The sequence below is a fragment of the Stenotrophomonas sp. 86156_Sma genome, from assembly GCF_056481625.1.
The window spans coordinates 3709678-3722877 of record NZ_CM151157.1 but is presented as its reverse complement, the minus strand read 5'-3'; the positions used below and the strand labels follow the sequence as shown (position 1 = coordinate 3722877).

General features: G+C 66.9%; 9 protein-coding genes and 1 riboswitch. Of the genes, 5 read left to right on the top strand and 4 right to left on the bottom strand.

Annotated features, from left to right (window positions below):
* Positions 1-5: 5 nt before the first annotated feature.
* Positions 6-1373 (top strand): amino acid permease, encoded by a 1368-nt coding sequence (locus ACZK33_RS17285; RefSeq protein WP_014038111.1) that lies wholly within the window; start codon positions 6-8, stop codon positions 1371-1373.
* 103 nt (positions 1374-1476) lie between these two features.
* Entirely contained in the window at positions 1477-1887 is a 411-nt protein-coding gene (locus ACZK33_RS17280) for a VOC family protein (RefSeq protein WP_005418291.1), read from the top strand.
* 92 nt (positions 1888-1979) lie between these two features.
* On the opposite strand, the gene gcvP is transcribed toward ACZK33_RS17280, so the two are convergent.
* On the bottom strand, positions 1980-4847 hold the full coding sequence (gene gcvP / locus ACZK33_RS17275; RefSeq protein ID WP_049443034.1) for an aminomethyl-transferring glycine dehydrogenase: 2868 nt from the start codon (positions 4845-4847) through the stop codon (positions 1980-1982).
* Positions 4848-4909: 62 nt separating this feature from the next.
* Positions 4910-5012, bottom strand: a riboswitch (glycine riboswitch).
* Positions 5013-5311: 299 nt separating this feature from the next.
* On the opposite strand from gcvP, the gene ACZK33_RS17270 reads away from it, so the two are divergent.
* From ACZK33_RS17270 to ACZK33_RS17260, 3 genes are all read left to right on the top strand, one after another.
* A complete protein-coding gene (locus tag ACZK33_RS17270; protein ID WP_049421272.1) occupies positions 5312-6538 on the top strand; it encodes a multidrug effflux MFS transporter in 1227 nt (408 codons plus the stop codon).
* A 141-nt stretch (positions 6539-6679) separates the two neighbouring features.
* Entirely contained in the window at positions 6680-7576 is an 897-nt protein-coding gene (locus ACZK33_RS17265) for a siderophore-interacting protein (RefSeq protein ID WP_423174777.1), read from the top strand.
* 81 nt (positions 7577-7657) lie between these two features.
* The gene (locus tag ACZK33_RS17260; RefSeq protein ID WP_423174776.1) at positions 7658-8050 is read left to right on the top strand and encodes a hypothetical protein; all 393 of its coding nucleotides are present in this window, start codon (positions 7658-7660) and stop codon (positions 8048-8050) included.
* Positions 8051-8169: 119 nt separating this feature from the next.
* Here the strand turns inward: ACZK33_RS17260 and ACZK33_RS17255 are convergent, their stop codons facing one another.
* From ACZK33_RS17255 to ACZK33_RS17245, 3 genes are all read right to left on the bottom strand, one after another.
* The gene (locus ACZK33_RS17255; RefSeq protein WP_423174775.1) at positions 8170-10134 is read right to left on the bottom strand and encodes a M2 family metallopeptidase; all 1965 of its coding nucleotides are present in this window, start codon (positions 10132-10134) and stop codon (positions 8170-8172) included.
* 619 nt (positions 10135-10753) lie between these two features.
* Entirely contained in the window at positions 10754-12403 is a 1650-nt protein-coding gene (locus tag ACZK33_RS17250) for a phosphoethanolamine transferase (RefSeq protein WP_423175136.1), read from the bottom strand.
* On the bottom strand, positions 12400-13167 hold the full coding sequence (locus ACZK33_RS17245; protein ID WP_071229549.1) for a phosphatase PAP2 family protein: 768 nt from the start codon (positions 13165-13167) through the stop codon (positions 12400-12402). Before ACZK33_RS17245 ends, ACZK33_RS17250 begins: the two co-directional genes overlap by 4 nt.
* Between the last annotated feature and the right edge of the window lie 33 nt (positions 13168-13200).

Here is a 13200-nt window from a genome sequence, read left to right as displayed (position 1 = left end):
CGCCGATGCCCAACTCGATTCCGACCGCTTCGCCGTCCCGCCTCGGACATTCGCTCAAGCCCCGCCAGCTGATCATGATGGGCCTGGGCAGCGCCATCGGCGCCGGCCTGTTCCTCGGCTCGGGCGTGGGTGTGCAGGCGGCCGGTCCGGCGGTGCTGGTTTCGTATCTGGTGGCCGGCGCACTGGTGATCATCGTGATGAACGCGCTGGGCGAGATGGCGGCGGCCAAGCCCACCAGCGGCGCGTTCTCGGTGTATGCAGCCGACGCCATGGGCGCTACCGCCGGTGCCACCGTGGGCTGGCTGTGGTGGGTGCAGCTGGTGATCGTGATCGCCGCCGAAGCCGTGGGTGCAGCCGGGCTGCTGGCCACGGTCTGGCCGGCGATACCGGTACCGATGGCGGCGTTGGCCTTCATGCTGTTCTTCACCGCGATCAACCTGCTCGGAGTGAAGAACTTCGGCGAGTTCGAATTCTGGTTCGCCATCCTCAAGGTGGCGGCAATCCTGGCCTTCATCGCCATTGGCGTGGCGCTGCTGATGGGGTGGCTGCCGCAGGTGACCTCGCCGGGCCTGAGCAACTTCACCGAACACGGTGGCTTCGCACCGAAGGGCCTGGCCGGGATCGGTGCGGCGCTGCTGGTTGTCGTTTTTGCCTTTGGCGGTACCGAGATCGTGGCCGTGGCGGCGGCCGAAACCGAAGACCCCGAACGCAGCATTGCCCGTGCCATCCGCACCGTGGCCTGGCGCATCCTGGTGTTCTACATCGGCTCGCTGAGCGTGATCATCGCCGTGGTGCCGTGGACCAGCGAGGCGCTGAAGTCGCCGTTCGCCGCCGTGCTGGACATCGCCCGCATCCCGGGCGCCGGTACTGCCATTACCCTGATCGCCGTGATTGCGCTGCTGTCGGCGCTCAATGCCAACCTCTACGGCGCCTCGCGCATGATGTATTCGCTGGCGCAGCGTCGCGAAGCGCCGGCCGTGCTCGGCTGGACCGACCCGCGCCAGGTGCCGGTGATCGCCGTGCTGGCCAGCGTGCTGTTCGGCTTTGCCGCCACGGTGATGGAACTGCTGTTCCCGGACCGGGTGCTGCCGGTGCTGCTGAACATCGTCGGTTCCACCTGCCTGCTGGTGTGGACGCTGTCGCTGGTCTCGCAGCTGGTGCTGCGCCGGCGCGCGGATCGACTGGGTACCCGCCTGCCGTTCCGCATGGCCGGCTTCCCGTGGCTGACCTGCTGTGCACTGGCGATCCTGGCGCTGATCTTCGGCCTGCTGCTGAGTGAGTCGCACACCCGCCTGCAGTTCCTGTCGATGGTGGCGTTGACGGCCACGATCGCCGCCAGCAGCGCCATCGCACGGCGCATGCGCGAGGCCTGATTGAAGCTGCCGGCCAGCGGCCGGCACTACCACGGGGGCTGCACATCCGTCGTGCCATCCTGATTCGGTGGGCCGTCATCGGCCCGTCGACCAGGAGTACCGCATGCTGCGCAGCCGTCCCTTCCTGATGTTCACCGGCCAGGCCGAGGCCGCGCTGGCCCTGTACGCCGAAGCCTTTGCCGATTTCCGCCTGCTGGCCCTGCAACGCCACCCCGAGGGCGCCGGCGCCGGCGTGCCCGGACAGGTCCGCCAGGCCATCTTCCTGCTCGGTGGCACCCACTACCTGTGCTTCGACAGCCTGGACGTGCACGATTTCACCTTCTCGCCGTCGATCTCGCTGTTCGTCGAGTGTTCCGGCGCCGAGCAGTTCGAACGTGCCGCACGCGTACTGGGCGAGGGCGGCCATTGGTTGATGCCGGTAGGCGATTATGACTTCAGCAACCGCTATGGCTGGGTGCAGGACCGCTTCGGCGTGTCGTGGCAGTTGAGCCTGGGGCAGATGCCGGACCCGTGATCGGATGCTTGTGGGTGTGGACCTGGAGCCACACGCCCTTATGAAAACGGCCCGCTTGCGCGGGCCGTTTTCTTTACCGATGCAGTGAGGAATCAAGCCTCGACTTCATCATCCTTGTAGGCATCGACCGGGATGCAGGCGCACATCACGTTCTTGTCGCCGTACACGTTGTCGACGCGCGCCACCGGCGGCCAGTACTTGCTCTGCTTCAGGCTGGCCAGCGGGAAAGCGGCCAGTTCGCGCGGGTAGGCGTGGGTCCACTCGCTGGCGGTCACTGCGGTGGCAGTGTGCGGCGCGTTCTTCAGCGGGTTGTCCTCGCGGTCCAGGCGGCCGTCTTCGATCGCGGTGATTTCCTCGCGGATCTGGATCATCGCGTTGATGAAGCGATCCAGTTCGTGCAGCGATTCGCTCTCGGTCGGCTCCACCATCAGCGTGCCGGCCACCGGGAAGCTCAGGGTCGGGGCGTGGAAGCCGAAGTCGATCAGGCGCTTGGCCACGTCCTCGGCGCCGATGCCGCTGGTCTTTTCCAGCGGGCGCACGTCCAGGATGCACTCGTGTGCCACCAGGCCGTTGCGGCCGGTGTACAGGGTCTTGAAGTGCGGGGCCAGGCGCTTGGCGATGTAGTTGGCGTTGAGCTGCGCGACCTGGGTGGCCTTGCGCAGGCCGTCGCGGCCCATCATCGCGATGTACATCCAGCTGATCGGCAGGATCGAGGCGCTGCCGAAGCTGGCCGCGCTGACCATGCCGACCGGGCCGTTGTCACCCAGCTTGCCGGGCAGGAACGGGGCCAGGTGCTCCTTGACCGCGCACGGGCCGACGCCCGGGCCGCCGCCGCCGTGCGGGATGCAGAAGGTCTTGTGCAGGTTCAGGTGCGAAACATCCGAACCCCACTTGCCCGGCTTGGCCACGCCGACCAGGGCGTTCATGTTGGCACCGTCGGTGTACACCTGGCCGCCGTGCTTGTGGATGATCTCGCAGATCTCCACCACCTCTTCCTCGAACACGCCGTGCGTGGACGGGTAGGTCATCATGATCGCGGCCAGACGGTCGCTGTACTTCTCGGCGTTGAGGCGGATGTCCTCGACGTCGACGTTGCCGTTGGCATCGGTCTTGGTCACCACCACCTTCATGCCGCACATCTGCGCCGAGGCCGGGTTGGTGCCGTGCGCCGAGTCCGGGATCAGGCAGATGTCGCGGTGGTCTTCGCCGCGCGAGCGGTGGTAGGCGCGGATCGCCAGCAGGCCGGCGTACTCGCCCTGCGCGCCGGAGTTCGGCTGCAGGCTGACCGCGTCGTAGCCGGTGCATTCCACCAGCATCGCTTCCAGCGTGTCGATCAGTTCCTTGTAGCCCAGCGCCTGGTCGGCCGGCACCAGCGGGTGGATCTGCGAGAACTCCGGCCAGGTCACCGGGATCATCTCGGCGGTGGCGTTGAGCTTCATGGTGCACGAGCCCAGCGGGATCATCGTGCGGTCCATCGCCAGGTCCTTGTCGGCCAGCGAGCGCAGGTAGCGCAGCAGTTCGTGCTCGCTGTGGTGGGTGTTGAACACCGGGTGGGTCAGGAATGCGGACTGGCGCAGCAGGCCGGCCGGCAGCGCATCGGCGGTGCTGGCATCCAGCGCATCGACGTCGGCCTGCGCACCGAACACGGCGGCCAGCGCGACCACGTCGGCGCGGGTAGCGGTCTCGTCCAGGCTGATGCCGACCGAGTCGCTGTCGATCGCGCGCAGGTTGTAACCGGCGGCGCGGGCCTTGGCGTGGATCTCATCGGCGTGCACGCCGGTGACATGCAGGGTGTCGAAGAAGTCGCCACCGACCTGCACGCCGGCCTTGCGCAGCGCCGCGGCCAGGATCGAGGCCAGGCGGTGGGTGCGGCGGGCGATGCGGGTCAGGCCTTCCGGGCCGTGGTAGACGGCATACATCGAGGCCATCACCGCCAGCAGCACCTGTGCGGTACAGATGTTGGAGGTGGCCTTCTCGCGGCGGATGTGCTGCTCGCGGGTCTGCAGGGTCAGGCGGTAGGCCGGGTTGCCCTGGGCATCGACCGAGACGCCGATCAGGCGGCCCGGCATCGAACGCTTGTAGGCGTCACGGCAGGCCATGAACGCGGCGTGCGGGCCACCAAAGCCGAACGGCACGCCGAAACGCTGGCTGTTGCCGACCACGATGTCCGCGCCCCATTCGCCGGGCGCGGCCAGCAGGGTCAGGGCCAGCAGGTCGGTGGCCACGGCCACCAGGCCCCCGCGTGCGTGCACGGCATCGACCAGCGCCTTGTAGTCTCCGACCTGGCCGAAGGTGTCCGGGTACTGCAACAGCAGGCCGAAGGCTTCCGCTTCCAGTGCTTCGGCCGGGGTGCCGACGCGCAGCACGATGCCCATGGGCTCGGCGCGGGTACGCAGCAGTTCCAGCGTCTGCGGGTGCACGGCGTCGTGCACGAAGAAGGTGTCCGACTTCGACTTGGCCGAACGCTTGGCCAGCGTCATCGCTTCAGCCGCGGCGGTGGCTTCGTCCAGCAGCGAGGCGTTGGCGATTTCCATGCCGGTGAGGTCGGCACACAGGGTCTGGAAGTTGATCAGCGCTTCCATGCGGCCCTGCGAGATTTCCGCCTGGTACGGGGTGTAGGCGGTGTACCAGGCCGGGTTTTCCAGGATGTTGCGCAGGATCACGTTCGGCGTGTGGGTACCGTAGTAGCCCTGGCCGATGAAGCTGCGCAGCACGGTGTTCTTGTCGGCGATCGCACGGATCTTCGCCAGTGCCTGCACTTCGGTCATCGATTCCGGCAGTGCCAGCGGCGCCGGCGACTTGATCTTGGCCGGTACGATGGCATCGGTCATCGCATCCAGCGATGCGTGGCCGACGACGTCGAGCATCTGCGCGATCTCGGCATCGTTGGGGCCGATGTGGCGCTCGACGAACGCATTGTGGTGCTCGAGCTCACGCAGGGAAGGGGTGTTCTGGGACATGGCGAAGGATCCGTCAGGAAAGGGCACACGCACGGGCACAAGCCGCCGGTCGGCGGTCTGCGGGGCGCCCCTCTGTCCTTTTGCCTGAGAGTTTAAAAGCGCGGCGGACCGCAGCTTCGTGCCCCTTCGGCGCCGGATCGAACCGGTCTCTCCAGAGTTCTGTTACGGGTGGTATCGGGCCTGAGCGATTACGGGCGTTGCGCCTTCGGCAGCGGTGTTCCGCTTCTCCCACCGTGTTGCCCGCTGATTATAGCCCGTTGCGGGCCCGCCGGCCGCCTCCAGGCATGGCCGCCGCGCCTGAATGGCCGATGGCCCGGCCGTGCGTTTTGTGCACCGCTGCATGGCATCGGGCGCAATCCCCACCTATGATGGGCGGATACCCGAATTCATCTGGCGCCGTCCCTGCAGAAGGGGACCGGCGCCCGCCGTGCGTGCCGCGCATGGCCCTGCCGGACGCCTTCCCCATGACCGCCGCTGTTGCTCCCTCCACCCGCCGCATGGCCCTGCTGCTCGCCGGTCTGGCCATGTTCGGTCCGTTCTCGATCGACACCATCTTCCCGGCGTTCCCGCAGCTGGCCCAGCGCCTGGCGGTGGACGAAGTGGCGGTGCAGCAGACCATCAGCGTGTACCTGCTGTTCTACGGCCTGATGAGCCTGGCGCACGGCCCGCTGTCCGATGCCTGGGGCCGCAAGTGGGTGATCCTCGGTGGCCTGGTGGTGTTCGTCGGCGCCTCGGTCGGCTGCGCGCTGTCCACCGACCTGACCACGCTGCTGGCGTTCCGCGCGCTGCAGGGCCTGTCGGCGGGTGTCGGCATGATCGTTGGCCGCGCGGTGATCCGCGATCTCTACCATGGCCACGACGCGCAGCGCCTGATGAGCCAGGTGTCGATGCTGTTCGGCATCGCCCCGGCCATCGCACCGATCATCGGTGGCTGGATCCTGCTCAGTGGCGCCGGCTGGCCGCTGATCTTCTGGTTCCTGGTGGTGTTCGGGCTGGTCCTGCTGGCGGCCACTGCGCGCTACCTGCCGGAGACCCATCCGGTTGAAGCGCGCGTGCCGTTGTCGCCGCGCACGTTGATGCGTGATTACCTGCGCATCGGCTTCAACCCGCGCTTCCTGCGCCTGGCGCTGGCCGGCAGCATCGGCTTCGGTGGCATCTTCCTGTACATCTCCTCGGCGCCGGTGTTCGTGATGCAGCACCTGCATCTGGGCGAGGGCGGCTTCGCCTGGCTGTTCATCCCCACCATCGGCGGCATGACCACCGGCTCGTTCCTGTCCGGGCGCATGGCCGGGCACACCACGCCTACCCGCCAGGTCGCCATCGGTTTCGGCCTGTGTGCGCTGTCGGTGCTGTTGAACGTCGGCTACGTGGCGCTGGCCCCGCAGTTCGTGCTGCCGTGGGCGGTGCTGCCGATCTTCCTGGGCGGCATGGGCATGGCGCTGATCTTCCCGATCCTGGCGCTGGCGGTGCTGGACATGTACCCGCACCAGCGCGGCCTGGCCTCGTCGCTGCAGGCCTTCGTGCAGCTGATGATCAGCACCGTGGTGGCCGGCGTGGTATCGCCGCTGCTCAGCGCCAGCCCGCTGCACCTGGCGTTGGGCCAGGCTGCGTTCTTCGGTGCTGGTTTCGTGTTCTGGTACTGGGAACACCAGCGTGAACGTGCGGCGCAGGCAGTCTGCACGGGTCACTGAGCAGCGTGCAGGGGTAGGGCAGGCCGCGACGCCGGCAGCGCTTGCGACGGGAAACCACCGGACTAGGCTGGGCACTCCAGCCAGCCAGTGCACGGGTGCACGACAGCCAGCCAATCCGATGTCGTTGCATGAGGTTCCCCCATGGCTGCGCAGCAGACCTACCGCCTGTTCGAGGTGGCGCTGAAGGAGCGCCGCGTTCTCTCCCCTTCCCTGGACCGCATGGTGTTCACTGGTGCCGACGTGGCGCGGATGAAGACCGAAGGCCCGGACCAGCGGATCAAGGTGTTCTTCCCCTTGCCCGGCCAGGACCTGCCGCAGGTCCCCAGCGGCGAGGACTGGTACCCGCGCTACCGGGCGCTGCCGGATGATCAGCGCCCGCCGATGCGCACCTACACCATCCGCCAGCTGCGCGCCGAGCAGGGCGAGGTCGACGTCGATTTCGTCATTCACGGGGTGACCGGACCCGCTTCGCGCTGGGCCATGCATGCACGGCCGGGAGACCGCGTGGTGTTGCTGGCCCCCGATGCCGACTGTGCCGAGAGCAGCGAAGGCTGGGAGTGGAAGCCACCGGTCGGTGTCGGCCAGGTACTGCTGGTGGCCGATGAAACGGCGTTACCTGCGGTGGCGGGCATCCTCGAAGAGCTGGCGGCCATGCCTGATCCGCCGCGCACGCTGGCGTTGCTGGAAGTGGCCCAGGCCGGCGATGCGGTGCCGTTGAAAGCGCCGGGCACCGCCGAGCTGGTGTGGTTGCCGCGTGGGCAGGCCGCCTATGGCCAGCCGCTGCTGCAGGCGGTCCAGGAACGGCTGTCAGCGACCTCTAGCGTGGCTGCTGGCGATGCGCTGGAGGAGATCGACGTCGATACGCAGATCCTCTGGGAGCAGGCCGACACCTGCGTGGCCGGGCCGCTGTACGCCTGGGTGGCGGGCGAGGCGGGGGCGGTGATGGCGATCCGCCGCCACCTGGTGCGCGATTGCGGGCTGGACCGCCGCGCGATCACCTTCATGGGCTACTGGCGGCACGGCAAGGTGCTGGACTGACCATACTGGATCGAGCACGCGTGAAGCAGCGCTGCGGGCGGGGTGCGTTATCCTTGCGCCCCCTCGCAGCGGTACCGCACCATGTCCACCAGCTCCAAGATCCGCCGCGACCAGCGCCGTCGCCAGGAAAAGCAGGCCGCCAACAAGGCAGCCGCGCAGGCCTCGCCGGTGGAGCCGCATGCCGAACTGCGCGATGCGCAGCGCACCCTGCTGGCCGGTGTCGTGCGACGTGATGGTGAATGGGTGCTGGGCATGGACGGCCGCATCGCTGGCCACAGCGAGAGCGCTGCCCAGGTGCTGGCGCTGATAATGCAGGCCGGTGAACTGCACGAGCGCAACGGCACGCCGGTGCGCCTCATTTACTCCGATGCGCTGCGCGATGCCGCGCAGGCCGAAGCGAAGGAGAAGGGCCAGACCTTCGAGGAATTCAAGGCCGAGCTGGCCGCAGCGATGGCCGCGAAGAAGAACAGCTGACAGGCATTTCGGTAGAGCCGGCCGGTGGCCGGCTGCCCGTTGGGCCATCATCGCGGAGTTGCCGGCCAGCGGCCGGCACTACCGGAAAGGGGCGGATCCTCGCGGATCCGCCCCTTTTTTCATTTCGCCGCCGGGGCCGCGTTGGCCTGCCAGCCGCACATCTGGCCTTCGTTCTGCTGCTTCAGCCACTCGTTGACCGGGGTGAAGTACTCGATCATCGGGCCGGCATCGAGCTTGTCGGTACCGGTCAGCTCCTTCAGCGTGGCCTGCCACGGCTGGCTGGCACCCTTGCTCAGCATCGCCCAGTACTTCTGGCCGGCTTCCTTGTTGCCGTAGAAGGTGCACTCATGCAGCGGGCCCTTGTAGCCGGACGCGTCGCACAGGCCCTTGTAGAACTGGAACTGCAGGATGCGCGCCAGGAAGTAGCGGGTGTACGGGGTGTTGCCCGGCACGTGGTACTTCGCGCCCGGATCGAAGAACTCTTCGCCACGGGTGCTGGCCGGCGCCACGCCCTGGTACTTGGCCTTCAGGTCCCACCACGCCTTGTTGTAGTTGTCGGCGGTGATCGAACCATCGAACACGCCCCAGCGCCAGCGGTCGATCATCAGCCCGAACGGCAGGAACGACACGCCCGACAGCGCCATGCGCATCTGGTTGTTGATGACCGCTTCGCGGCTTTCGGTCGGCGCATCAACCAGGCCGATCGAGCTGAGGTACTTGGGCGTCATCGCCAGCACGATGGTGTCGCCGATCGCTTCATGGAAGCCATCGTTGGCACCGCCCTGGAACAGCGGCGGCAGCGGGTTGTAGGCCAGGTCGTAATAGATGTGGCCCAGCTCGTGGTAGATGGTGGTGAAGTTCTCTTCGTTCGGCTTGATGCACATCTTGGTGCGCACATCGCCTTCCATGTTCATGTCCCAGGCACTGGCGTGGCAGACCACGTCGCGGTCATCGGGCTTGATGAACTGGGTCTTTTCCCAATACGACTGCGGCAGCGACGGCATGCCCAGCGACACGTAGAAGTCCTGGGCGCGCTCGGTCATCTGCTTGGCGGTACGCAGTTCGGCCTCGCGCTGTGCCTTGTACTGCGCCGCTACGTTGGCATCCTTGCCGGCCTTGGCCAACGCCGCGCTCAGGTTGGTCTGGTACTGCTTTTCAAGCGCTGCAGTGATGTCCAGGCTGCCGGCACCCGGATACGGCTCCAGCTGGTCCCACAGATTCGACCAGTCCTGCTGCCACATGTTGCCCAGCAGGTGTGCGGCGATCAGGCCATTGCCCACTTCCGCCTTGTCCTTGCCGTAGGTCTTGTCCAGCTTGCCGCGTGCGTAGCAGTGCAGCTGCTCGTACATCGGCTTGACCTGTTCCCACAGGCGGTCGGTTTCCGGGCCGATCTGCTCCGGCGGCATGTCGTAGCCGCTGCGCCACATCTGGCCGGCATCGGTGAAGCCCATGCCCTTGGCGCCTTCATTCACCAGGCCGACGAACTTCTGGTAGTCGCCGCGCATGTTCTTGGTGGTGCTGTGCCAGCCCTGCCAGGCATCGAGCTGCTTGTCGTAGTCGCGGCTGCGCGCCAGCACCTGCTCCAGCTCGCCCAGTTGGCGGCAGGAGTTGGGATCGTTGGCGTCGGTGCAGTACTTGCCTGCACCGTAGCTGCCTTCCATGCGGGTGGCGATCTGGGTCAGCTCGGCCAGCTTGGCCGGGTCACGCGGCGCCGGCATCGAGGACATCAGCTTCAGCAGGTGGATCGCGCGCTTGCTGTCCTCGCTCATCGGCTTGCCGTCGAACTTGGCGGCCTGTTCGATCCAGCTGTTGAGCTGGGTCAGCGAGCGCTCGTTGGCCTTGGCCGCGATGCGTTCCGAATCACTGTTGATGTAGGTGGAGGACAGCCACTGCGCCGAGGTCATCTCCGGGTAGGCGGCCTTGAATTCGGCATTGATGCGGGCCACGAACTGGTCGGCGGTTTCGCCGGCCGGGGCGCTGCTGCTGGCGGTATCGGTGCCTGGCGCAGCTTCCTTCTTGCAGGCGGCCAGGGCCAGCGTGGCGGCGGCGATTGCCGAGGCCAGCAGGAGATGACGGTGTTTCACGGGCGGTCCTTGGGTGGTGAACGACGGCCGAAGGCTAGTGGGCCGTCGCTGCCACCGCAAGTGGCGGAAGTCGGCCGGGCGGCGCCCGGCACCCGCAGAGGTCTTCAAGCAAGGGCAACGTCAACTTCAAAAGCGGGGATTCCGTGGGGTGGCGGGGCGGTGTCGGAGTGCGGGGACGCCGCAAGTACGTCCGTGTAGGCTTGGCAGCCGCATCCATGCGGCTGACACCCCGCACTCCGACACCGCCCCACCTCTGACAGATCGCGGCGGCTGTTGGTGGGTGTCGACCTTGGTCGACACATCTGTCAGATATCGAAATGAATCTGGGGTCAGATCCGGTTTCCTCCGGAAAACGGATCTGACCCCAAGGCCGTTCCATCAGATCGCGGAAAACTGTCAAAGGCGGGGTGGGTCCGGTTGCGGGGGCGTGAGCGCCATGGATGGCGCGACCGAGCCTACAGGGATGTATTTACGGCGTCCCCCGCAACCGGACCCACCCCGCCAACCCACGGATAGCCAGCTTCTGCTTCTGCTGTTGCTGTTGCTGTTGCTGTCGAGGCTGCCGGCCAGCGGCCGGCACTACCGCGGGTGCAGGGCTGCAAGCCCTGCCGAACAACCCTCAACCCTCGCAGTTGGCGAACACGTCGCGGTCGCGCTCGTACAGCGAGGTCTTTACCTGCATCAGGCCCAGTACCGACGGGAACAGGTTGTCATGGTCCGTGTAGGCCGCCGAACGCTTGCGCACGCACTGCAGGTCCAATCCGCGGCTGCTGGCAAAGCCCTGCGAGAACCACATCGTCATCGGTACCCGGGTCTGCTCGGCCGGCGCGATGGCGTAGGGCACGCCATGCAGGAACAGGCCCTTCTCGCCCAGCGACTCGCCGTGGTCGGACAGGTAGATCATCGCCGTGTCGTAGTCCTGCATGCCCTGCAGCGTGCCGATGGTCTTGGTCAGGAAGTGATCGGTGTACAGCACGGCGTTGTCGTAACTGTTGGTGATCTCTTCGCGCGAGCAGCGGCCGATGTCGCGGGTATCGCAGGTGGGGGTGAAGCGGCGGAACGCGGGCGGGTAGCGCTCGAAGTAGGCCGGACCGTGGTTGCCCAGCTGATGCAGCACCACGACGCGGTCGCCCGGCTTTGCACGTACCTGGGTGGCCAGGTCCTGCAGCAGGATTTCATCCATGCAGCGGCCGTCAGCGCACAGGCCCGGGGTGGTCGCATCGGACAATGACTGGAAGTCCAGGCCTTCGCACACGCCCTTGCAGCCGGACTGGTTGTCACGCCACAGCGGCGCGATACCGGCACGGTTCAATACGTGCAGCAGCGACTGGTGCGCGCGGATCTTCTTCTCGTCGTAGTCGTGCCGGCCCCATGGCGAGAACAGGCACGGCAGTGAAACCTCGGTGCTGGTGCCGCACGAGTGCATGTCCGGGAAATTGATCACGCTGGCCTGCGCCAGTTCCGGGGTGGTGTTGCGGCCACCGTTGAGCCCCCAGTTCTGCGCGCGCACGGTCTCGCCCATGACGATCACCAGCAGGCGCGGCTTGCTGGCCGGCGCGCGCGGGGTGGCCTTGGCATCGGTGCCGATCGGCAGCTTCGGTGCGCGCTGCACCGGGTTGTCGCCACGCAGTGCACGCGGCATGCCCAGCAGCACATTGGCCGGGGTGGCGAGGTAACGCACTTCGCGCTGGTTGCGCATCAGTGCCGAGACATCCTGGAACGAGATCAATGCGCCGCCCACCGCCGTCACTGCCGCCACCACCAGGAAGCCGACGCGCCAGAGCAGGCTGCGGCCCCAGCTGCGGCGGCGCAGCTGCACGCGCCACAGCACCGCCATCGGCAGCACTGCCAGCAACAGCACCGGCCACACCAGCGATATGGTCATCAGCTCGCGGCTTTCCTTGGGATCGGTCGCCAGCACGTTGCGCAGCATGTCCGCATCCAGGTAGATGTGGTAGCGGCTCATGTAATGCGCAGCGAATGCGGTCACCAGCAGCAACAGGCTGATCACCACCTTGGCGTTCCAGCGCCAGACCAGAATGCCCAGCAGCACGCCGTGCGCACCGAGCAGCAACAGCAGCAGCGACAGCGCGTAGCGCAGGCTGCCCGGATGGCTGGCCATCGCGCTGTGCCAGAACAGGCCGTTGCCGGCCACTGCGAAGAACAGGCTGGTCAGTGCGATCAGTGCTTCGGTGGACAGCTGCGGCCGCCAGCGGCGAAGGTCCGCCAACGCGGGAAGGCGGGCGGGGCGTTGGACCGATGCACTCATGCGTTTGCCTCCTGGCGGTGGGGACGGTCCAGCTGACGGCGGGCCAGGACGCGTTTGACGATCAGATACAGGCCCAGCGAAAGCAGCCAGCAGATCAACGCAGTAGCAACGTCATGCGAAAGGAAATGCGCGCCCCGCAGTTGCTGGCTCACGCCGAATACCAGGCCGGTGCCAAGGCCGATCCACAACCCGGCCCAGCGCCATGAAGGGCGCCACAGCAAGGCGAAAAAGTACAGGGACAACCATGCATAGCCCGCGCTGGCGTGGCCGGCCGGGAAGCAGGCCTGTGCGGCCATGCCTGCGGGGCGTGCCGTGAAAAGCCCGATGAACGGCTGGTGGCCACCGTAGCGCAGCAGGTCCCAGGGGCATTCCATCGGCACCAGCGACTTCAGCAGAGAGATCACACCCGTGCCCAGGGCCATGGCAATCACGACATAAAGCAGCGCCCACCGCAGGGTGCGATCGCGACCCTTTCGCCAGTGGTGGAAGCACAGCAGGATCGCCACGAGCGCAGCAGCCGTGCTCAGCCACTTGCCGGCCTTGTGCACCACCGTGCGGGTGACCCAGGCGTCCTGTAGCGCCCAATGGCCACCCTCAAGGCGGAACAGGTGATCGGCGACCCATTGGTCGCCGCCGAAACCCATCAGCAGCGTAAACACGGGCAGACCGATTGCGACAGGCAGCCAGAGGTGAGTTACGGCGAATTTTGACGCCAGTGGCGATGTCGCAAGCGGCGCTACCGAATCAAGGGGACGGACGGGCATGCTGGGAAAGGGCGGGTCGGGAATCCGCGGCCA

Bases quoted from the DNA above. Each gene is read 5' to 3' on its own strand.
- ACZK33_RS17285 (WP_014038111.1), top strand. From the start codon at position 6: ATGCCCAACTCGATTCCGACCGCTTCGCCGTCCCGCCTCGGACATTCG.
- ACZK33_RS17280 (WP_005418291.1), top strand. From the start codon at position 1,477: ATGCTGCGCAGCCGTCCCTTCCTGATGTTCACCGGCCAGGCCGAGGCC.
- gcvP (WP_049443034.1), bottom strand. From the start codon at position 4,847: ATGTCCCAGAACACCCCTTCCCTGCGTGAGCTCGAGCACCACAATGCG.
- ACZK33_RS17270 (WP_049421272.1), top strand. From the start codon at position 5,312: ATGACCGCCGCTGTTGCTCCCTCCACCCGCCGCATGGCCCTGCTGCTC.
- ACZK33_RS17265 (WP_423174777.1), top strand. From the start codon at position 6,680: ATGGCTGCGCAGCAGACCTACCGCCTGTTCGAGGTGGCGCTGAAGGAG.
- ACZK33_RS17260 (WP_423174776.1), top strand. From the start codon at position 7,658: ATGTCCACCAGCTCCAAGATCCGCCGCGACCAGCGCCGTCGCCAGGAA.
- ACZK33_RS17250 (WP_423175136.1), bottom strand. From the start codon at position 12,403: ATGAGTGCATCGGTCCAACGCCCCGCCCGCCTTCCCGCGTTGGCGGAC.
- ACZK33_RS17245 (WP_071229549.1), bottom strand. From the start codon at position 13,167: ATGCCCGTCCGTCCCCTTGATTCGGTAGCGCCGCTTGCGACATCGCCA.